Below are 22,616 nucleotides of genomic sequence, written 5' to 3' on the forward strand. Positions count from 1 at the left end.
TTAGTCAGGTAAATACTAGTAAGGGCATCTTCCAAACAAATATTAGGTGCATTAATAAATGACACACTAAAAAGCACCTTTTTATGACTGAATTACCATCATAAACAGATGCTCTTTAACCTACTTTTTAACTTAAATTAATGTTTTGAAACGTTAATTCGGTTCATCGCACGTTTAAGTTTAATTTGCGCACGTTGTAACTCATCAGTATCTTCTTTTTCTTGTGCCTTTTTAATGTTTTCTTCAGCACGATGCTCAGCCAATTGCGCACGTGAAACATCAATATCACGTTCACGTTCCGCAGAATCAGCAATAATTGAAGCAACGTTACCAGAGACTTCCATAAAACCACCATTAACAGCAATTGCGTCTTCATGTTCAGACTGATCGACACGCTTAACGCGGACCTCATCAATCTGTAATGGCGCCACAATTGGCTCATGATTAGGCATAATTCCTAACTGACCATCTAACGCGTTAACAATGATCATCGTAGCGTGATGATTATAAATAATACCATCGGGTGTGACAATATTAACTGTCAAAACGGGCTTGTCAGCCATATGCACACCTCCTAGTTAGCTGCAGCTTTTTGATCTTGATCAGTTGATGCATCGGTATTGCTACCGTAACCCATTTTTTTAGCCTTTTCGACAACTTCTTCGATTGGACCAACACCACGGAAAGCATCTTCTGGTAGATCATCATATTTACCGGCTAAAATACCCTTGAAGCCCTTAACGGTATCAGCAACTGATACGTATGAACCAGGTTGGCCAGTAAATTGTTCGGCAACACTAAAGTTTTGCGATAAGAAGAATTGAATTCTCCGTGCACGTGCAACAATAATCTTTTCGTCATCGGACAATTCATCCATCCCTAAAATAGAGATAATGTCTTGCAATTCACGGTAACGCTGTAATACCTGTTGAACTTGCATAGCAACGTCATAATGTTCTTGGCCAACAATTTCTGGATCAAGGGCACTTGAAGTTGATGCAAGTGGATCAACAGCCGGGTAAATACCTTGTTCAGTTAAAGAACGTTCCAAGTTAGTTGTTGCATCCAAATGCGCAAATTCAGTTGCAGGTGCAGGATCGGTATAGTCATCGGCAGGCACATAAACGGCCTGGATTGACGTAATTGAACCCTTTTTAGTTGAAGTAATTCGTTCCTGTAATTGACCCATTTCAGTAGCTAACGTTGGCTGATAACCAACGGCTGAAGGTAACCGGCCAAGTAAGGCCGAAACCTCAGAACCAGCTTGCGTGAAACGGAAGATGTTATCAATAAAGAGTAAAACATCTTGGCCAGCAACGTCACGGAAATATTCAGCTAGGGTAACACCAGTCATGGCAACCCGCATCCGGGCACCAGGCGGCTCATTCATCTGACCAAAGACCATGGCCGTATGACTTAAAACGCCTGAACCTTTCATTTCATAATACAAATCATTACCTTCACGCGTACGTTCACCAACACCAGTGAAGACTGAAATACCACCATGTTCTTTAGCGATATTATGGATTAATTCCTGAATTAAAACTGTTTTACCAACACCGGCACCACCGAATAGGCCGATCTTCCCACCACGAAGGTAAGGTTCAAGTAAATCAATAACTTTAATTCCAGTTTCCAAAATCTCAGAAGAGGTACTTAAATCCTCAAACTTAGGTGCTTCCTTGTGAATACTACTACGTTCGTGATCGGCAGGAAATTCATCCCCGAAGTCGATTGGTTCACCTAAAACGTTAAACACACGCCCTAAAGTATCTTCGCCAACTGGAACTGTAATGGCTCCTTCAGTATCTGTAACGTTCATTCCACGCTGCAAACCATCCGTTGAATCCATAGCGATAGTACGCATAACACCATCGCCTAATTCCAGGGCAACTTCTAACGTCACTGTTTCATCTTTGCTCTTTTGAACAACCAGTGCGTTATTAATTTCAGGGAGTGAACCGTCTAAAGGAAACGCAACATCGACAACTGGACCCGTTACTTGGGTAATTTTACCAGCACTCATATTATTTTGTTCCTCCCATCATTTTTACTAGGTACAGCAGCTTATTCAAGCGCACTAGCACCTGCAATGATTTCAGTAATTTCTTGGGTAATGGCCCCTTGTCGTGCCCGATTATAAGTCAAGGTCAAATGATCGATTAAATCTTTAGCATTATCGGTTGCACTACGCATTGCGTTCATACCGGCCGAATGTTCGGCAGCTTTAGCATCCATTAATGCACCAAAAATTAGACTTGCGGCATATTGGGGCAAGATTGCATCAAGTACTTCTTCCTGTGAAGGATCGGCAATATATGAAACGTGCTTATCCTTTACTTCAGAAATATCTAAATCAGTAATTGGTAACATTTTTTCAGCACGAAATTCTGAACGTAATGTATTAACGTGATGATTATAACAAACGTAAAGTTCATCAAAAACACCAGAATCAAACATTGAAACTGCTGTTGTAACGATCTCCCGAACTTCGTTAAAAGTTGGAACATCACTTACACCACGATATTCATAGGCAATGTTCATGCCACGATTTTTAAAAAAGTCAGCGCCAGTTCCGCCTACCGCCATAAAGACATACTCATCAGAATTTTTATGATCTTTTGTAATCATATCAGTAACAGCCTTAATAACGTTACTATTATAACTACCAACAAGTCCCCGATCTGAAGTAATCACAAGGTAGCCAGTCTTTTTAACTGGTCGTTCCTGCAACATACTACTAACGCGAATTTTATCTTTTCCGTCCTTGTTAGAACTTTTATCATTAAAATTACTAATGGCCAATAATTGCGCGGCGGCCATATGCGTCACAATTTCGCGAATTTTACTTGAATATAACAAATAATTGGACGACTTTTTTTCAATTTGATTCAACTTCGAGGCTGAGACCATCTGCATGGCTTGGGTAATTTTCTCGGTACTCTTTGTCGAATCAATTCGACGTTTAATCTCAGTTAAAGATTCAGCCATGTGCTCATCTCCTCTTAGTTAGTAGCCGTTTCAACAGGTGTCACTCCAGGTTTAAAGATTTTAGAAAAAGCTTTAAGCCCATCAGCTAACTCGCTGCCTTCAGGCAATTTTCCTGTATCAGCAATTTGTTTCAAAACATCTGCTTTATTACTATCAAAATAATCAAACAGCTCATCCTGGAAACGTAAAATGTCATCAACAGGAACACTATCTAGATAGCCTTCACGCAAAGCATATAAAATCAAAACCTGTTTTTCAACCGGAAGTGGTTGGTGAACTGGCTGTTTAAGTACTTCAACCGTTCGCCGACCACGATTTAATTTAGCTTGTGTGGCGGCATCAAGATCAGAACCAAATTGTGAGAAGCTTTCCAATTCACGGTATGAAGCCAGATCCACACGTAAAGTACCGGCAACCTTCTTCATAGCCTTGATTTGGGCATCCCCACCAACACGAGAAACCGATGCACCAGCGTCGATTGATGGTCGAGTACCTGAATAGAATAAATCACTATCCAAGAAAATTTGACCATCAGTGATAGAAATAACGTTAGTTGGAATATAAGCTGAAATATCACCAGCCTGTGTTTCAATAACTGGCAAAGCAGTCATTGAACCGCCACCTAATTTATCACTTAACTTAGCGGCACGCTCCAGTAAACGAGAATGTGTGTAGAAAATATCACCAGGATAGGCTTCACGACCTGGTGGACGACGTAATAGTAAGGAAATTTCACGGTATGCAGCGGCTTGCTTCGTTAAATCATCATAAATGATTAAAACGTGTTTGCCATTGTACATGAAATCTTCACCCATTGCCGCACCAGCATATGGTGCCAAATATAACATTGGTGCTGGCTCAGAAGGACCAGCCGTCAAAACAATTGTATAATCCATTGCGCCGAATCGACGTAATGATTCAACTTGACTGCGGACGGTTGATTCCTTTTGGCCAATAGCAACGTAGACACAAATCATATTTTGATTCTTTTGATTAATAATTGTGTCAATAGCAACAGAAGTCTTACCTGTCTTACGGTCACCAATGATTAATTCCCGCTGGCCGCGGCCGATTGGAACAAGAGAATCGATTGCCTTTAGTCCAGTTTGTAACGGTTCACTGACTGATTGTCGATCCATAACACCGGGCGCCTTAAACTCGATGGGACGTGTATGGTCCGATTTAATATCGCCCTGGCCATCAACTGGTTGTCCTAAAGCATTGACAACCCGGCCAATCATACCTTCACCAACTGGTACTTCCATAATTCGCCCAGTTCGTTTTACAGTATCGCCTTCACGAATATCGTCAAATGAACCCATAATCATAATACCAACATCATTTGTTTCTAAGTTTTGTACCATACCATATGAACCATTTTGAAATTCCAACAATTCATTGGCCATTGCGTTATCGAGGCCGGTTGCTCTTGCGATACCATCACCAACATAAGTAACGGTACCAACTTCTTCAACAGATAGATCATTAGAATAGTTATCTAATTGCTGTTTAATCAAAGAGCTGATTTCCTCAGCTTTGATGCTCATAGGGTTCACCTCTTTTAAAATAAAATCCGTTTATTATTTTTAGCCTAACAATAACTGTCGAACGTGCATTAAACGTGTTCGAATACTACCATCAATAATCAAATCATTTGATTTAACAATGACACCACCAATAATGCTATCATCAACAACATTATCCAGTTCAACATTGTTAGCACCAATCCGCGTTGCAAATTGTTGTGCCAACGCGTCTTTTTGATCAGCAGATAATGGTACTGCCGAAGTTACTTTGGCGTGAACCAATCCACGTTTTTGATCATATAATTGAATATAATCAGCTAAAATATTGGGCATTTCAGCCATTCGACCATAATCAAAAACCATTTGTAATAGATTCGCAACTGTTTTTGATGCATCCTTTTTTAAGGCAGCTAAAAGTGGCTTTTTTTGGTCTGACGTTAAAATTGCACCAGAAAGTACCTCACCTAATGTGTCATTTGTGGTAAAAACTTGTTGCAGTGCAACAACTTCTTCATAAATGCTATCCAGTGTCTTTTCTTCCGTTGCAAGATCAAATAGCGCCGTAGCGTAACGTGTACCAACTGTTTCTCTATCTAGCGCCATTTTGCTTCCCCAACCCTTCGATATAAGAATCAATGAGTGCTTTTTGGTCATCAGCCTTTAATTCTTTTTGAATGATTTTAGAAGCAATCTCAATAGATAAAGCAGCCACATCATTTTGCGCACTCTTTAACGCATCTTCGCGTTCCTGCGCAATATCCTTCTGGGCATTTGATTTTAATGTACCTACTTCATCTTGTGCTGTAGAAAGAATAGTTTGCCGTTGCTTTTCGCCATTTTGACGAGCATCATTCACAATGTCAGTCGCTTCTTGCTGTGAATTATCTAATTCTTTTTGTCTTTGAGCTTGTAAACTTGAAGCTTTCGTGCGTGAATCCTCAGCATAATCTAAATCGCTGGAGATTTTTGTTGCACGGTTTTCCATCATTTTCGTGACCGGTCCCCATGCAAAATGCTTAATTAATAGTAACAACAGGATAAAGGATATTAGGTAGAAAAGTAAATCACCTATATATAAACCACTTGCTGCACCAACGACGAAATGTGAAAGCATCTATTGACACCTCCTTTTATATTTAATTGACAATCAAAAAAGGCAGTAATCTGCCTCGTGTAGCCTAACGCGATAACAGAATGAATGAAACAACGATCGCGATAATTGGAACGGCTTCGATCAAACCTACACCGATAAACATAGTTGATTGTAATTTACCAGATAATTCAGGCTGACGTGACATGCCTTCAATTGTTTTTGAGATGACTTGACCATTACCGATACCAGCGGCAATGGCTGCCCCTGCGGCTGCAATAGATGCTGCGATAAAATTCATAATATACTTTCCTCCCTAGAATTGTTTGATCTATTCTTTCTCAACTTTTTGAGAAATATAAACCATTGATAAGGTAACAAAAACGTAAGCTTGGATACTGCCGATAAAGACAGAGAACCCTTGCCAGACCATCTCGAGCGGTAACGCAACTACCGTAGTAATCAGCCCGTGAGACTTTGCGACACTTCCAACAAGTGTAAGTAAGACTTCGCCTGCAAAAATATTACCATACAGACGGAATGATAGCGTTAGGAAATTCGTAAATTCTTCCAATAGTTCAATTGGCAGCATGAAACTTACGGGGCGTAAATAGGAATTTACTAAATAACCTTTCACGCCAAATCGTTGTACCCCGAAAAAGTGTGCTAATAACAAGACCATCAATGCCAGTGACATAGTCACCATTGGGTCAGAGGTCGGACTCTTAAGGTAAGTCGTTCCTCCAACAATTATTTGAACCGCCAATCCCATTTGGTTAGAAACAAAGATAAACAGGAACAAAACAAAAGCGAATAAATTGAATCTTTTTCCTTCTTCGCCGGGAATGTTACTTGAAACAATCCCATTGGTAAAATCAATAATCCACTCAAGCACGTTCTGTTTACCAGTTGGTTTCATAGCTAAATTACGCGATAGAAAATAAACTAGACAAAAGACGATTGCAAAAGCAGCTAATCCTGAGATCACATTTGTAATGTTAAAGGGAATCCCTAAAAACTTTACAACGTAAGTCTCTTCATTCACAGAATCTCACCTCTTCTCCACAACCAGATTTTTGACAGTGTTGCGCAATTCGTTATGTACATAGTCACTGTAATCCAAAGTGTAACACAGAACGAATTAGCACGAAAGCGACACCGACAGAAAAGAATCTGAACGATTGTTAAATAATGTAACGTTCAAAATACAATCGTTATAATACCACCAATAAACAAAAAATACAAAAAAACCAACATCGATTAAAAACCGTTTCCAAGGCCTATAAATGGGTTTTTATTCCTAATTATAGGATTATTTTCAGAAAAAGTTTTAGAACTATTTGTTCGATCACCAAGAGAATGCGCTTTCGAAATTGAACTAAAAATAGACCAAGGTCACTTCATACAATGAGTATCGAATAGCCAATGATAAATTAATAAATCATTTTATCTAATGCTCATTACACGAATTAACTTGGTCATCATTTACCTGAATTATTCACCATAAGTTCTCCAAGTACAGTGTCACCCCGGTATCATGGGCGGTACTGTGTTTTTTATTTTTCACCTTTTTAGTGCAGAAAAAGAACCTCCGATTTGGTATAGTTGATTCACCACAAGTCAGCTATCCACCCAAAGAAAGAGGTCCTTCTCATGGCAACTTTACCGGGAAAACGAGTTAATTTCAATCCTAAATTACATATTTCGCACACTGGTGGTGAACTTTCCACTGATGCTGGGCTAGTGTTGGTCAAAGAATTAATGGCGCAACTCAATTTCACGACCTTAGCGTATCAATTAGTCCATTTTGATGACCAGCGCCATTACGCTCGTTACAGCAACGTTAGTCTACTAGAACAGGTCGTGCTGCAGTTGATCGCCGGTTACCCGGCCGATCTAGCTGCCACCAGTTTGCGCAATGACCCCACATTTAAATTACTATTGGCACAACCGCAATTGGCCTCACAACCGTCATTATCCCGTTTTTGGCAACGCTGTGACGAGCAGACCATCACCTCATTACAAACGTTGAATCAAGCATTGCTTGACCAAGCGTGGACTGGCGCCAAGCAACAACAGCTGATCCTCGATATTGACTCGACTCACGCCGATACTCATGGTCATCAGGAAAAAACGGCCTTTAATGCGCATTACGGTACCACGGGTTACCATCCGCTGGTCGCTTTTGACGGGCAAACGGGCCACTGTTTAAAGGCTCAATTGCGCCCAGGTAATGTTTATACCAGTACGGATATTGCCCCCTTTATCACACCACTACTACAGCACTATCATCAAGTCAAACCGAACGCTGATATCTTGGTCCGCGGGGATAGTGGCTTTGCGACTCCAGAATTATACGAAACTTGTGAAGCCAACGACACTTTTTACTTGATCCGCCTGAAAGCCAATCGGCGGCTGAACCAACTGGCTGAACGTTTTGTTCAGATCAGTGATGAGCAGAATTGGACTGAGACCGAGGTCCATTATTATCGCGCGTCTTATCAAGCCCGATCATGGTCTAAGCCGCGCCAGATCTATATTAAATCAACTCGACCAGCTGGTGAATTGTTATTTCAACATGAATACCTCGTGTCCAATTTAACGAGTTTTGTCGCCGAAGATGCATTTCACGCCTATCACCAACGGGGTCAAATGGAAAACTATATCAAGGAAGCCAAGGCTGGCTTTTACCTGGATAAAATGACTAGCTCGCAATTTATACCAAATTATGCCCGCATGATGCTCAGTGTCCTCGCTTATAATTTAGTCAGCTTGATGCGCCAATTGTTGCCTGTACAACATCAGCGATTACAGGTTACAACCTTGCGCTTATGGCTGTTTAAAGTAGCGGGTAAGCTGGTGACCAGCGGCCGGCAACTTTATCTAAAATTAAGCCGCCACCACGTCTATCAGGATTTGTTTTATCAACTGTTAGCTCGAATCCAAGCGCTACAGTGGGGCTAAACTGGTGCAAAAAATCAAAAAAAGTCGGTTCGGCCAAGGGGCAAGTATGCTCAAAATTGAGGATCAAAAATTTATCCAGCCCCATAATTTGGTAGCCTTTAGCAAAAACAGTACATCTTGGTTTGACTACGCCATAGCAGCACGAGAATTGGTCCAAAATTGTGCGGTATGCCGATATTAAACCTCGTATGAATAATTCGGGATTTAAAGTGTTTTATTTAGTTCCAAATAAGCGGTCACCAGCATCCCCTAAACCGGGAATAATGTAACCATCTTCGTTTAAGCGATCATCCAGACCAGCAATATAAATGTCAACATCAGGATGTGCTTCTTGAAGTGCCTTAACACCTTCTGGGGCCGCAACTAAACCAACAAACTTAATTTGCTTAGCACCACGCTTTTTTAGCGCATCAATCGCCATAATTGCTGAACCACCGGTTGCTAGCATTGGGTCAACGACAAATAATTCACGTTGGTCAATGTCAGAAGGCATCTTAACAAAATATTCAATTGGCTTTAATGTTTTATGATCACGATACATGCCAATGTGGCCAACTTTTGCAGCGGGAATCAATTCCAAAAAACCGTCAACCATTCCGAGACCTGCACGTAAAATTGGCACAATTGCCACTTTTTTACCCGCAAGTGTCTTCTTTGTTGTTTTTGCGATTGGTGTTTCAACAACCGTGTCCTCAGTTGGCATATCGCGGGTTACTTCATAGGCCATTAATGTTGCAATTTCATTGACAACTTGCCGGAATTGTTGGGTTCCAACGTCCTTATTCCGGATAATTGTTAACTTATGCTGCACTAGTGGATGGTCAATGACATGTAATTCTCCCATTTATAAGCTCCTCTTTCACAATTTAAAATAAGTACTTCTGTATAAACGACACACAAAAAACATCATGGCTTGCGTATTTAATTTTACACATGATTACCTATAGTTTAGCGAACTTAACTAGGAAAAACTAGTCAAAATCAAATTTTTTTGCATTGATTGGAAATTGTTCGGTCAAATCAAAAACCTGTTGCCGAATACGACTTAATGCTGTTTGGTCACTTCGTTGTTCTAACGTTGCTAAAATAAGTTGGGCAACCTGCCTAGACTCGGCCTCTTTAAAACCCCGGGTGGTGATTGCTGGCGTTCCTAAACGAACACCACTCGTTCTAAACGAGCCATTCTTTTCACCAGGAATTGTATTTTTGTTTACGGTAATACTAACCATATCTAATAGATCTTGGACATCTCGTCCCGTTAAATCAAACGGAGTGACATCGAGTAATAATAAATGATTATCTGTTCCACCAGAAATAACCTTAATCCGTGGATCGGCGTTGAAGACTTCCGCCATGGCCTGCGCATTTTTTAGAATTTGTGCCGCGTACAATTTGAACTCTGGCTGTAAGGCCTCGTTTAATGCAACTGCCTTACCCGCAATAACGTGTTCTAATGGTCCACCTTGAATCCCAGGGAAAACGGCGGAGTTAATTGCCTTAGCGTATTGCTCCTTTGCTAAGATTAGTCCCCCTCGTGGTCCCCGCAACGTTTTATGCGTTGTCGTCGTGACAACATCCGCGTAAGGTACTGGGCTGGGGTGTAGGCCAGCAGCAACCAAACCAGCAATGTGCGCCATATCTACCATTAAATAGGCACCAACCTCATCGGCAATATCTCGAAAGGCTTTAAAGTCAATTATCCGGCTATAAGCAGAAGCTCCCGCCACAATCATTTTTGGTTTGAACTCATGGGCAAGTTTTTGTAACGCTGGATAATCAATTCGGCCAGTCGTTTCATCAATACCGTAACTCTTAAACGTGTAGGTCTGACCACTAAAACTAACTGGCGCGCCATGAGTTAAGTGACCACCTTCAGTTAAACTCATTCCTAAAACTCGGTCACCCGGTTCTAAGAAAGCACGGTAAGCAGCCATATTAGCTCCTGATCCAGAATGTGGTTGGACATTGGCATATTCTGCGCCAAACAACTTTTTAGCGCGGTCAATGGCCAGTTGCTCGACGACATCGATGTACTCGCAACCACCATAAAAACGGTGGCCCGGATAACCTTCAGCGTATTTATTGGTCAAAACGCTTCCTTGGGCCGCACGAACTGCATCAGAAACGATATTTTCTGATGCGATTAGCTCAATGTTGTGTTCCTGGCGTTGTTCTTCCTGGTGAATCGCGTTCCAAAGTTCTGGGTCATTAAGATGATAATTCAATGGCTTCCCCTCCAAAATAATTAACGTAAGTTTTTTGCTGACCAATCAGGTCAATTGTCAAAATTATAAAACGATTAAATCTAAATGGCAATAAATTAATTATAGCATAATCTTAGTTGGTTTCAGTAAAATATTGTTGGCCGGCCGATTTTTCTAGCCGATTCATATAGGCCACACCTAAGCCTTCTTTAGAAAAGCCCTGGGCCAGAATTAATTTCACTTCTGGCAACAAATCAAAATAACGTAAACCATCAAATAAATGCTGACTGGCAGTAGTTAACGAATCCCCCAGCGAGAACTGGTATTTAAAACGCACGTCACTACTCTGACCTAAAATATCGTCAGTTGCGAGAACCCCAAAGGGAAGCTCCTGTTTTGCCGCCCAAGCAATAGCCGCACGAAATTCACTAGGTTCTTTAACCACCAGAACCTGAGCATTAGGGGCATAATGCTTATACTTCATTCCTGGTGCCTTAGGGATTTCTTCTGCGGTTACGTGGTGGTGATTATTTTCAATCGAACCAATTACTTGTTCAATTGCCTCTTTTGTCACCGCACCTGGCCGTAAGATCGTCGGTGTTGTTCCAGATAAATCTAACACTGTCGATTCTAGACCCACACCTGTTGGCCCATCATCAATAATTCCAGCAATTTTTCCATTTAAATCATGGTTAACGTGTTGGGCCGTTGTTGGACTTGGTTTGCCCGAAGTATTAGCTGATGGCCCAACAATTGGTCGTCCTAAGGCCCTAATCAAATCCAGCGTCACTTGGTTTTTAGGGTTACGAAAAGCGGCCGTTGTTAAACCGCCAGTAACTGTTTTAGAAAAAGCATTCGGTTTTAAATTCAAGATTAAGGTTAACGAACCTGGCCAAAATGCAGCCGTTAATTTTTGGGCCTTTTCCGGAAAAGCGGCCACATATTTTTTTACGGTCGCAACGTCAGCAACGTGAACAATTAATGGATTATCGCTGGGACGTCCTTTTGCGGCGTATACTTTCTTAACTGCTAACTCATTGGTTGCATCGGCACCTAGACCGTAAACCGTTTCAGTTGGAAAAGCGACTAACTCACCTGCCGCTAAATCAATTGCGGCCGCTTTTATTTGTTCAGGTGAAAAAATTTTTGTTTCCATATAATAATCAATCCCTTCAAACTTCTTTGTACTGAATACGCATCATTCGATCATGCCCAGTAATATCTTTTTTAAACCGAGCCACTAATGCTAGTTGCTGCTGCACAAGTTGACTAAGTGCCGTTTTTTGTTTAAAACCAAATTCACCAAAAAAGTAGCCGCTGGTATTTAAATGCAACGGTAACTGACTAAGCAACCGCCGGTAAAAATTTAAACCGTCTGTTCCAGAAAATAATGCCGTTTTAGGCTCAAATTTTAAAACGCTCGCGTCCATCACGACAGTTTCAGAATTAGCAATGTACGGCGGATTACTCACAATCAGATCAAAGGTTTGCTGGGTCAAAGATTTAAACATATCACTTTGTTGAAACGTCACCGTTGCCCCTAATTCTTGCGCATTTTGCTTGGCAACCGTTAAAGCGGCCGCCGAAATATCCGATGCTGTAACTTGCCAATTTGGCCGGGCCAATTTTAAACTGATGCCAATCGCGCCACTGCCCGTACCAAGATCGAGAACATTTAATGGCCGCTCCCCTAACTCTAATGCCCACTCCACCAATTCTTCAGTTTCTGGCCGTGGAATTAACGTTGCATCCGTTACGCGAAATCTATGCCCGTAAAAATGGGTGTGACCAACAATATATTGGGCTGGCACATCTGCGGCAAATTGACGAATATCCGCTTGAAATTGGTGCCAATCAGCGGCAGCCATAGCGTGGCGATAATTCAGTAAAAGATGGGTTTGGTCCAAATTAAAGCGTTCTTGCATCAAAAATGAACTGGCGTCCTCTTTTTTATTTTTAGTTAAAAAAGAAGAGGCCCATTTAATGGCCTCAAAATACGTTGGATTAACCATTTTGTAGCTGCTCCAGTTTTTTAGTCTGATCGTGTAAAATCAGAGCATCAATAATTTCTTCCAGATCACCATTCATAATTCTGTCTAACTTATTCAAGGTTAGACCAATTCGGTGGTCAGTAACCCGATTTTGTGGGTAATTATAAGTTCGAATTCGTTCGGAACGATCACCGGTTCCAACAGCACTCTTTCGGTTTTCATCATATTCACTCTGATTTTGGCCCTCATAATAATCATAAACACGTGCTCGTAAAATTTTCATTGCCTTTTCACGATTTTGTTGCTGCGAACGTTCATCCTGCATGGCAACAACAATCCCAGTTGGTAAATGGGTCATTCGGACAGCCGAAGAGGTCTTATTAATATGCTGGCCACCAGCACCAGACGAACGGTAAACGTCAGTTCGAATATCCTTCGCATCAATATCAATGTCCACTGAATCGTACTCTGGCATTACCGCAACAGTTGCAGTTGATGTGTGAACACGTCCCTGTGATTCCGTCTGTGGGACCCGCTGAACACGGTGTGCCCCATTTTCGAATTTAAGCTTAGAATAAACGTTATCGCCGCTAATCATAATGACAACCTCTTTAAAGCCACCTACTTCAGTCGGCGTTTGATCAACAATTTCGGTTTGCCAACCTTGCTTTTCAGAATAACGCATATACATATCAAGAAGATCACCAGCAAAAAGACTGGCCTCATCACCACCGGCAGCACCCCGAATTTCCATAATAATGTTTTTATCATCATTAGGATCCTTTGGTAACATTAAAACGGTCATTTCTTCTTCAAGCTTAGCCTTTTCTGTCTCTAATGTATTTAAGTCCTGTTTAACCATCGTATCCATTTCTGGATCTAATTTTTCGCGAAGCATCGCTTGATTTTCCGCAATCTGATTATTAATGTCCTTATAGTGGTTATATTTATCCGTTGTTTCGCGGATTTCGCCTTCTTCTTTCGACAACTTCATAAATCGTTGTGTATCGTTAATGACGTCGGGATCAGATAGCAATCCTTCCAGTTCTTCATAACGGTCAGCAACTGATTGGAGCTGATCAAACATTTCGTCCATAATTTATTTACCTCACAATTTTGAATTAAGTCTAGCTAGAGAGTGTTTAAAAAAGCAGCTTTCTATTTCTTGCCAAACACTATATTTAAATTAAATTATATCGCTACTAAAAATAATGCTTATGCCGCGTAGTCAGATTGGGTTAGGTTCCATTCCGGCGCTGGCGTATGGAACGCGTGGCGCGTTGACAAGCTAATTTTCTTTCCGATTTAAACCATCGGAAAAGAAAATGGATCTTGTCAATCACGCAAGGTACTAAATGACCAAAATTCGGTCATCAAGTACCTTCGACACGGCTGATACGCCAGCGCCTCCATTTCACCTTGGCAGTGGTTGAGCTTTAATTGTTGACTAATCAATTGTTTAGTCTAATACAATTCAGCTTTAATGCTGCACAACTTATCGGCGGCCTTAATTGGCCGTCAACATTGACAACGGCAGTTTTCTACTGGCAACATAAACTGTTGCCAGTAACTGCCAGAGACACAGACAACACTTAAATGTTCCACTGCGGCCAGATTTCATTCCGGGGCGCGAGGGCCAGCTGTGTCGATGATTATTAATGGCGGTTTGGGCCATTTAGAATCATGCGGGCTTGGCGAGATCCACTTTTACCCCTGCTTTGCCTTTATCTGGTAAAAGTTAGCTCGCCAACCCGCCACGCGTTCCGTCCTCGCGCCCCGGAATGGAATCTAATCCATTCCGTCTTGTTCCAGTTAGATTTTGGCGTTCTGAAAACTAACTAATAGTTTTAAATATGGTCGCTACGATGTACTCGTTAATTATCCGCCGCGATTTTCGCTAAGTCGGGATGAAAATAGTGGTGCCGACAAACGGGATAATAGGCCTCGTTACCACCGATCTCAATCTGTTGACCTTGATAGACTGGCTTACCATTAGTAACGCGCATGTTCATCAACGCCTTTTTATTACAAAACCAACAAATTGTCTTAATCTCAACAATTTTATCGGCATAAAGTAATAAATATTTTGAGCCTTCAAACAACTCATTTTGAAAGTCATTTTTTAAACCATACGTCATCACTGGAATATTCCAATCATCAACAATCGTTGCCAGTTCTAAAACGTGGTGCTTTTTTAAAAACTGGGCCTCATCAATTAAGATGCAAGCTGCCTTCGGGTCCTCTTGCGCAACAACTTTTTCAAGGTTAGTCTCAGCAAAGATTGGAATTGCATTTCGGCGTAAACCAATCCGACTAGAAATAACGCCTACATCATCGCGGTCATCAATACCAGAAGTCATGATAATCACTGATTTATTTTGCTCTTCGTAATTATGCGCAACCTTTAAAATATCGATTGTCTTCCCGCTATTCATTGCACCATAATGAAAAAACAATTGGGCCATCCTTTTTCAAACCCCTTTTCATAAACATTCTTATTCAGTATAATCGATTTTAGAAAAAAATTCACCTTCTAAATCATCATTTTGCTGTAGTCACTATTAATTATGGTATGCTACATTCATGTGTGAAATTATTAATCTTGAGGAGTATCTAAAATGTCATTAAAAAGTTCCTTAGCAATTGCCGCTGGTAAATCATCTTACTGGTTTCTCCACACTTTTTTGAAAGGTGGTAGTTCCTTACCCGGCATTATTACAAACAAAATTGATCCAACAATTTTAACTACCTTAGCGCGGGATTACGAAGTTGTCATCATTACGGGAACCAATGGTAAAACTTTAACCACTGCACTGACCGTCAAGGTACTTCACGAGCAGTATCCTGATATCTTAACCAACCCAACTGGCTCCAATATGGTGCAGGGAATCACTACTGCTTTTCTAACGCACCAACGAACTAAGTCGGGAAAAAAGTTGGCCGTCCTTGAAGTAGATGAAGCAAATGTTGTTTTAATTACAAAATATATTAAACCAACAGCTTTTGTTCTAACCAATATTTTCCGTGATCAAATGGATCGCTACGGTGAGCTTTACACCACTTACCAAAAAATTCTCGATGGTATCGCTAATGCGCCTGAAGCAACCATTATTGCTAACGGTGACGCTCCAATCTTTCATTCCCGGGAATTGCCAAATCCATTTATCTTTTACGGCTTTGATCACGAACCAGATGGCGAATTAATGGCCCCTTACAACACTGATGGGGTTTTATGCCCCGTTTGTCACCATATTCTGCATTATAAAGCCCTGGTTTACAGTAACCTTGGTAAATATTACTGTCCTAATTGCGGCTTTAAGCGGCCTGAACTAACTTACCGTTTAACTCAATTAACCCAGCAGACCCCGACTTCCTCTAGTTTTGAAATTGACGGTCACCCCTTTAAAATCCAAATTGGTGGTACCTACAACATCTATAACGCACTGGCCGCCTATGCAGTTGGTCGTTACTTTGGTATTACGCAACCGCAAATTCAGCACGCTATCGATGCCGACCAGAAAGTATTCGGTCGTCAGGAAATCATTCAGGTGGAAGACAAGGCCGTAACTTTAATTTTAGTCAAAAATCCAGTAGGTCTTAACCAAGTTTTAGATATGATTGCTTTGGACCAGGAGCCCTTCTCCTTAGTGACACTTTTAAACGCTAATTATGCCGATGGTATTGATACCAGTTGGATTTGGGACGCTGACTTTGAAAGTTTAACCCACCTTCCTATTCCTCGTTTTATTGCCGGTGGTGAACGTGAAAAGGACATTGCCTTTCGTTTAAAAATTGCTGGTGTTCCAGAGGCCAAATTAGTAAAAAAGCCTGAATTAGATGACGTTATTACTGAAATTAAGGTCTTACCTACAAAGCACGTTTATGTACTGGCAACTTATACCGCCGTTTTACAATTAAGAAAAAAATTAGACGAAAAAGGCTACCAAACAGCCCCAATGGCAAAATAAAAAAACTGATGTTGCTCTCCGCCAATTATGTTGGAGAACAACATCAGTTTTTTATTTAGGCCTTAACGCCTGGTTCAGAAGCGATGATTTGTAAATCACCACTAAGTTGCCACTGTTTAACCGCAAACGGTAAAATAAAGTGCTGGCCCTTGCTTAAGGGGTAGGTTTGCCCGTCTACCGTCAACTGTCCTTGTCCGTCAATCACAGAAGCCAACGTGTAAGGTGCAGTTTGCCGCTTTAGAGCCAACTCACCTTGAACCCGCCATTGATAGACACTAAAATAAGGTGCCTTAACGTAAGTGGTCAGTGTGGAGGTTCCAACTTGTTTTGTCTGAACGTCTAACTTAGGGGCAACAAAGGGAACATTGGTGACATCAATTGATGGCTGAATGTGGAGTTCACGCTTTTTACCAGTTTTGGCATCGACGCGATCATAATCGTACAACCGGTAAGTCGTGTCACTACTTTGTTGCGTTTCTAATGCCATAATACCTTTACCCAATGCATGAATGGTCCCACTTGGAACATAATAGAATTCACCAGGTTTAACTGGAACGTGAACAAATAAGTCCTGCCAATCTTCTTGATGAATCATATCGGCCAACTGTTCACGCGTTTTGGCTGTGTGACCGTAAACTAACTCGGCGCCGGGATCGGCCGCAATAATGTACCAACACTCCGTCTTACCTAATTCATGCTCATGCTCGGCCGCATAAGGATCATCTGGGTGAACCTGAACGGATAAATCAGCTTCCGCATCTAAAATTTTAGTTAGCAATGGGAAAACAGCACCCTTTGCGTTGCCAAAAACATCCCGGTGCTTTGCCCATACTTCGTCTAACGTTTCGCCAGCATAAGGTCCATTGGCCACTGTGCTGGGGCCGTGTGGGTGCGCCGAAATTGCCCAGCATTCACCGGTTTTATCACTAGATAATTCATAACCAAAAACATCGTGTAACTTGGTACCTCCCCAAATTTTTTCCTGAAAATAGGGTTTTAAAAAAAATGGTTCTGCCAAAGAAAATCACCTCAATATAAATTAACTACTTCTTTGTTAAGTTTACCATATCGCTTAAATTCTTATTAACTAAATTCCATCATTCTTGCGCTTTTTCAGTTAAATAAGTATCAATTAAGTGATCACGTTTGGCCAAATAGGCCTCATTTGGTGCTATCGGGTGAATACGATTTGATAAGAAGATAAAGGCCGCATCCTTTTTCCCATCAAGCAGAATAAAACTGCCAACGTAGCCGGTGTGAAATAAAAGCTTATGCTGATCGGCCTCTACTGAAGTTTTCAAATTCCAACCTAAACTACGCCCACCGGAAAAGCCCGTATAGTCATGGTAAAGACTGTTGATGGTTGTTTGACTAATTGGCGGCCGCGGCACAAGTGCGTCGCCTAACATAAATCGAGCAAACAAGATTAGATCACTCATTGGTGCAAATAATCCGGCGGAACCACAGTGTTTGCCTAAAATATGGGCCTTAGGATCATGGACTACCCCTTGAATTAACCCGCGCCCACCTGGCTCATAGCTTGCCGGCACACATAATTTCTTTTCTGGCGTAAATGTGCTGTTTAACATTCCTAGTGGCCGCAACACGTACTGCGTTAGTGCATCCTGGACTGGCAAATGGAGTAAGCGTTCGATCACCCAGCCACAGTAAATCAAACCAGTATCGCTGTACTTAACTTCACGTCCAAAACCCGCACCAGTGGTCAGACCTAACAAGGAGTAGGTTAGTTTAGCCGCACTCAGAGAATTTCGGTGGGGAATATAGCCGCTAATTCCAGAAGTATGGGTCAAAAAATGGCGCAAGGTTACGCGACTATCTTGAAAACTAGGTATGTACCACTGCAGCGGATCATTAACCGATAAACGCCCGGCTTCTTGCAATTCCAATATTAACGTTGTCGTTGCAATCACTTTAGTCAAAGAAGCCAAATCATAGAGTTGATTGGCCTTTAATAATTTTTTATCTGGTTTTAGCTCACTATAACCAAAATAATGTTCCTCAGTTGTTCGCCCGTTAATAAAAGCATAATGAACACCTGGGACAACACCATCCGTAACTAACGCCGCCAATTCTGCCTGTGTTTTATCGTACATTTATCCCGACTCTTTTCCTTAGTTGATGGTTAAAGCATAGCATAGTTTCCTTTGCCACAGACAACTCAACCTATCCAAAAAGAGGCTGGAACCAAAAGTCCCAGCCTCTCATTGTTTCCGTACATTGCTCTAGAACGTGCACCAATTACATTGCAACGTTACCAGAAAATTGACTATTGTAAAGATCGGCGTAAAAACCATTCTTAGACATTAATTGATCATGCGTCCCCGTTTCAACAACCGAGCCCTCATTCATTACAATAATATTATCGGCGTCACGAATTGTTGATAGACGATGTGCGACAACAAAACTCGTTCGATTAACTAATAACCGCGCCATAGCGTGCTGAATATGAACTTCGGTTCGCGTATCCACTGAACTGGTTGCTTCATCTAAAATTAAGATTTCTGGATCCGCAACAAACGCCCGGGCGATCGTTATTAATTGACGCTGGCCTTGCGAAATATTTGACGCCTCTTCATTTAAGATCGTCTCGTAGCCATCAGGAAGTTTACGTACAAAATCATCAACGTGGGCCGCTTTAGCAGCCTTAACGATATCATCGCGTGTTGCTTTCTCATTACCATATTTAAGATTATCATAAATTGTTCCGGTAAAGAGCCAAGTATCCTGAAGAACCATCGCAAAGTGTGAACGTAATGCTTCCCGTTTGATATCACGCGTATCAGTCCCCATTAGCCGAATTGAACCGCCTTTAATATCATAAAAACGTTCCAATAAATTAATGATTGTTGTTTTACCGGCCCCAGTAGGCCCAACAATTGCAACCGTCTGGCCTTTTTGAACTTCTAAATTAAAGTCTTGCATCAATAATTTATCATTGTAACCAAACTGAACGTGATCCAAGGTAATAAAATTGGGATCATCTTTGATTTCTGGTAATCCAGAAGCAGTATCAGTCATTTCAGGCTCATCAATCACTTGGAAAATCCGTTCGGCAGATGCAATTGTCGATTGAATCGTGTTCATTAAATTGGCCAACTGTGAAATTGGTTGTGAAAATTGGTTCGTGTACTGTAAGAATGCCTGAACATTACCTAAAGTAACCGTTCCGTGGGAAACTTGAATTCCCCCAACAATTGCAACAAATACATAACCAATGTTATTCAGAAAAATCATCAACGGCATAATAATACCGGAAATAAACTGGGCCTTCCACGCAGCCTGATAGTACCTATCATTCTGTGTCTCAAAATTATCGATGGCATCTTGTTCCTTATTGAAGCTTTTAATAACCACATGTCCAGAATAATTTTCTTCGACCTGGTTATTTAACAAGCCTAAACTATCCTGCTGAGCAGCAAAGAAGCGCTGTGAACGTGGTGCAACAACGCCTACAATCAGCAGGCTTAACGGAATCGTTATCAGCGCAATCAAAGTTAACTTCCAACTAATCGTTAACATCATCCACAAAGTCCCTAAAAAGGTCACTGCACTTGTTACTGCCTGCGTCAAACTCTGCTGCAAAGTACTGGCAATATTATCCATATCGTTAATCGCCCGACTCATAATATCACCGTTAGTATGCGTATCATAATAATTAATCGGAACACGCTCCATTTTCGCCTTTAATTCGCGGCGAAGCTTATAAACGGTTTGTTGTGAAACTCGTGTCATAATAAACTGTTGTAAAAAGCTAAAAACAGCCGCCGCTAAGTACATTAAAATAACAACAATAATAATCTGTTCAATCTTTCCAAAGTTAATTGGAAAACGCGAAATCGGGATACCCGCCTTTTGCTCAGCAGTTCCCTTCATAACACCCTTAAAGATTTCAGTTGTTGCTTCACCCAAAATTTTTGGTGTGCGAATCTGAAAAATAACCGAGGCAATGGCCAAAATAAGCACAAACGAAACCGCAACTAACCGATCAGACATGTAACGCATTAGCCGGGCCGTTGTCTGCCAAAAGTTTTTTGGCTTTTCAACTAAACCACCGCCATGTCCGCCACCATGACCAGGACCGTGACTTACAGATTGCTTTGTCGTTACTTGCTCTTTCTCGCTCATACTTGGTCCCCCTTTCGCAACTGTGAATCCATTATTTCTTGATAAACTTCATTGTTGGCCTTTAATTCTTCGTGTGTTCCTTTTCCGACTAACTTACCATTATCTAAAACTAAAATGAGGTCGGCATCCGCCACAGTCGAAATTCGTTGAGCAACAATAACAACAATACTCTTTTGAATTCGCGGATCCTGGCGTAATTCACCCCGCAGCTCAGAATCCGTTTTAAAATCAAGCGCAGAGAAGGAATCGTCAAAGACATAAACCGAGGCGTCTTTAACTAAAGCTCTAGCAATTGCCAATCGTTGACGTTGACCACCGGAGAAGTTTCCTCCACCTTGTTCAACGTGCGCGTCAAGGCCACCTGACATTGCTTTAACAAAATCGGCCGAACGCGCAATTGCTAGTGCACGCCAGATTTGTTCATCCGAGGCATCTTTATTACCATACTTCATATTATCGCGAATTGTTCCCGTAAATAAGACGGCCTGTTGCGGCACAAATGAAATTGCCGCGTGTAAATCGTGTAAAGTTAAATCACGAATATCAATTCCATCTAATTTAATGGCGCCCTTTTCAACGTCATAAAAGCGGGGAAATAAATTAACTAACGTTGTCTTACCGGAGCCAGTTCCACCGATAATTGCGACTGTTTGACCACTTTTGGCCTTAAAATCAATACCACTCAAGGCCAATTTTTCAGCACCATGATAACGATAATCAACTTGGTCAAAGGCCAGACTGTTACGGCCTGGTTCAGTAGTTAGCTGAAGTGGTTTTTTCGGATCGGTAATTGTTGTATCCAAATCCAAAACCTGTTGAATTCGTTTTGCTGAAGCCTGCGCCCGGGGAATAAGAACGAAAACCATTGATAACATCATAAAGCTCATCAAGATTTGCATTGCGTAAGTCATAAACGCAATCATATTTCCCACTGGCATCGACTGATTGGCAATAAGGTCCGCACCAAACCATGTAATCCCAACGTTTGTTGCACTCATCATTAAGGTCATAATCGGCGCCATCAACGCCATGAGACTATAGACTTTGACTGCATTATGCGTATAGTCCTGATTAGCGCCTTCAAAGCGTTTCTGCTCAAAATGATCTTGCCGAAAAGCTCGAATAACCCGAACTCCGGTCAAACCTTCTCGAAAAATCAAGTTAATATTATCAGTCTTGGTCTGCATTGCACGAAATAAAGGAACGGCAAAACGCATCACAATCCCAATAAAGATTGCCATTAACGGCAAAATAACAACAAAAATCAAAGTTAATGTATGATCTTTAGAATAAGCTAGGAAGCTCGCACCAACTAACATAATCGGAGCCATAATCATCATTCGCAGCGCCATCATTGCAACATTTTGAATCTGAACAACATCATTAGTTGTTCGTGTGATTAATGAAGAGGTCTCAACCTGATCAAACTCATCATTAGAAAAGTTAATTACTTTATGGTAAATATCAGTTCTTAACTTTTTTCCAAGCATTTGTGACGTTCGGGATGCTAGAAAGACATTCCCTAATGCGGCCAAAATACTCAGTAAAGCAAAGCCAATCATTTCAAACCCAATCTTCCAAATATAGTTAATGTCGCCCTTAGCGACCCCGTTATTAACAATATTGGCCGTGAGACTTGGTAAGTTTAAGTTACTGACCACCTGAACAATCATAAAAAGAACGGCTCCAGTGACTGCCCAGATCGACATACGCCCGCGCGCAATTTTTAACATGGG

At 41.3% G+C, this 22,616-nt stretch carries 20 protein-coding genes; 2 read left to right on the forward strand and 18 right to left on the reverse strand.

Features of this window, described 5'->3' with window-relative positions; translation table 11 throughout:
- Nucleotides 1–137: 137 nt before the first annotated feature.
- The 8 genes from AYR53_RS10795 to atpB form a co-directional block, all read right to left on the reverse strand.
- Nucleotides 138–563 carry a F0F1 ATP synthase subunit epsilon gene (locus AYR53_RS10795; RefSeq protein ID WP_068225098.1) on the reverse strand — a complete coding sequence of 142 codons (426 nt, stop codon included), beginning with the start codon at nt 561–563 and terminating at the stop codon, nt 138–140.
- An 11-nt stretch (nt 564–574) separates the two neighbouring features.
- Entirely contained in the window at nt 575–2,026 is a 1,452-nt protein-coding gene (gene atpD / locus AYR53_RS10800; protein ID WP_068280340.1) for a F0F1 ATP synthase subunit beta, read from the reverse strand.
- A gap of 41 nt (nt 2,027–2,067) precedes the next feature.
- Nucleotides 2,068–2,991, reverse strand: coding sequence for a F0F1 ATP synthase subunit gamma (locus AYR53_RS10805; protein ID WP_068225103.1), 924 nt, complete (start codon nt 2,989–2,991; stop codon nt 2,068–2,070).
- Between the two features lie 14 nt (nt 2,992–3,005).
- Nucleotides 3,006–4,538, reverse strand: a complete 1,533-nt coding sequence (gene atpA / locus AYR53_RS10810) for a F0F1 ATP synthase subunit alpha (RefSeq protein WP_068280337.1) — start codon at nt 4,536–4,538, stop codon at nt 3,006–3,008.
- 39 nt (nt 4,539–4,577) lie between these two features.
- Entirely contained in the window at nt 4,578–5,120 is a 543-nt protein-coding gene (atpH, locus tag AYR53_RS10815) for an ATP synthase F1 subunit delta (RefSeq protein ID WP_068225106.1), read from the reverse strand.
- Nucleotides 5,107–5,631, reverse strand: a complete 525-nt coding sequence (gene atpF, locus AYR53_RS10820) for a F0F1 ATP synthase subunit B (RefSeq protein WP_068280334.1) — start codon at nt 5,629–5,631, stop codon at nt 5,107–5,109. Before atpF ends, atpH begins: the two co-directional genes overlap by 14 nt.
- Nucleotides 5,632–5,695: 64 nt before the next feature.
- A complete protein-coding gene (gene atpE / locus AYR53_RS10825) occupies nt 5,696–5,908 on the reverse strand; it encodes a F0F1 ATP synthase subunit C (protein ID WP_068225110.1) in 213 nt (70 codons plus the stop codon).
- A 30-nt stretch (nt 5,909–5,938) separates the two neighbouring features.
- Complete coding sequence (atpB, locus tag AYR53_RS10830) at nt 5,939–6,652, reverse strand: F0F1 ATP synthase subunit A (protein ID WP_068280331.1); 714 nt, start codon at nt 6,650–6,652, stop codon at nt 5,939–5,941.
- A gap of 608 nt (nt 6,653–7,260) precedes the next feature.
- Between atpB and AYR53_RS10835 the strand changes: the two genes are divergently transcribed.
- Nucleotides 7,261–8,571 (forward strand): IS1380 family transposase, encoded by a 1,311-nt coding sequence (locus AYR53_RS10835; RefSeq protein ID WP_068279064.1) that lies wholly within the window; start codon nt 7,261–7,263, stop codon nt 8,569–8,571.
- 214 nt (nt 8,572–8,785) lie between these two features.
- Here AYR53_RS10835 and upp read toward each other — a convergent pair whose 3' ends face one another.
- The 6 genes from upp to AYR53_RS10865 form a co-directional block, all read right to left on the reverse strand.
- On the reverse strand, nt 8,786–9,415 hold the full coding sequence (gene upp, locus AYR53_RS10840; RefSeq protein WP_068225114.1) for a uracil phosphoribosyltransferase: 630 nt from the start codon (nt 9,413–9,415) through the stop codon (nt 8,786–8,788).
- A 127-nt stretch (nt 9,416–9,542) separates the two neighbouring features.
- On the reverse strand, nt 9,543–10,796 hold the full coding sequence (glyA, locus tag AYR53_RS10845) for a serine hydroxymethyltransferase (RefSeq protein WP_068280328.1): 1,254 nt from the start codon (nt 10,794–10,796) through the stop codon (nt 9,543–9,545).
- Between the two features lie 112 nt (nt 10,797–10,908).
- Entirely contained in the window at nt 10,909–11,931 is a 1,023-nt protein-coding gene (locus AYR53_RS10850) for an L-threonylcarbamoyladenylate synthase (protein ID WP_068225119.1), read from the reverse strand.
- A gap of 16 nt (nt 11,932–11,947) precedes the next feature.
- A complete protein-coding gene (prmC, locus tag AYR53_RS10855; RefSeq protein WP_068280325.1) occupies nt 11,948–12,787 on the reverse strand; it encodes a peptide chain release factor N(5)-glutamine methyltransferase in 840 nt (279 codons plus the stop codon).
- Nucleotides 12,780–13,862, reverse strand: coding sequence for a peptide chain release factor 1 (prfA, locus tag AYR53_RS10860; protein WP_068225126.1), 1,083 nt, complete (start codon nt 13,860–13,862; stop codon nt 12,780–12,782). The genes prmC and prfA overlap by 8 nt, the downstream gene beginning before the upstream one ends.
- Nucleotides 13,863–14,640: 778 nt before the next feature.
- A complete protein-coding gene (locus tag AYR53_RS10865; protein WP_068225128.1) occupies nt 14,641–15,231 on the reverse strand; it encodes a thymidine kinase in 591 nt (196 codons plus the stop codon).
- Nucleotides 15,232–15,384: 153 nt separating this feature from the next.
- Here AYR53_RS10865 and AYR53_RS10870 point away from each other — a divergent pair, with 153 nt between their 5' ends.
- Nucleotides 15,385–16,734: a Mur ligase family protein gene (locus AYR53_RS10870; protein WP_068280322.1), complete on the forward strand. Its 1,350-nt coding sequence runs from the start codon at nt 15,385–15,387 to the stop codon at nt 16,732–16,734.
- A 55-nt stretch (nt 16,735–16,789) separates the two neighbouring features.
- Here the strand turns inward: AYR53_RS10870 and manA are convergent, their stop codons facing one another.
- The 4 genes from manA to AYR53_RS10890 all read right to left on the reverse strand — a co-directional run bounded on the left by manA (nt 16,790) and on the right by AYR53_RS10890 (nt 22,613).
- Nucleotides 16,790–17,752 (reverse strand): mannose-6-phosphate isomerase, class I, encoded by a 963-nt coding sequence (gene manA / locus AYR53_RS10875; protein WP_068225132.1) that lies wholly within the window; start codon nt 17,750–17,752, stop codon nt 16,790–16,792.
- A gap of 79 nt (nt 17,753–17,831) precedes the next feature.
- Nucleotides 17,832–18,848, reverse strand: coding sequence for a serine hydrolase domain-containing protein (locus AYR53_RS10880; RefSeq protein ID WP_068280319.1), 1,017 nt, complete (start codon nt 18,846–18,848; stop codon nt 17,832–17,834).
- Between the two features lie 145 nt (nt 18,849–18,993).
- Nucleotides 18,994–20,880, reverse strand: a complete 1,887-nt coding sequence (locus AYR53_RS10885) for an ABC transporter ATP-binding protein (RefSeq protein ID WP_068225138.1) — start codon at nt 20,878–20,880, stop codon at nt 18,994–18,996.
- Nucleotides 20,877–22,613 (reverse strand): ABC transporter ATP-binding protein, encoded by a 1,737-nt coding sequence (locus AYR53_RS10890; RefSeq protein ID WP_068280315.1) that lies wholly within the window; start codon nt 22,611–22,613, stop codon nt 20,877–20,879. Before AYR53_RS10890 ends, AYR53_RS10885 begins: the two co-directional genes overlap by 4 nt.
- Nucleotides 22,614–22,616 lie beyond the last annotated feature (3 nt).

It is taken from the genome of Loigolactobacillus backii (assembly GCF_001663675.1).
Classification (GTDB): Bacteria; Bacillota; Bacilli; order Lactobacillales; family Lactobacillaceae; genus Loigolactobacillus; species Loigolactobacillus backii.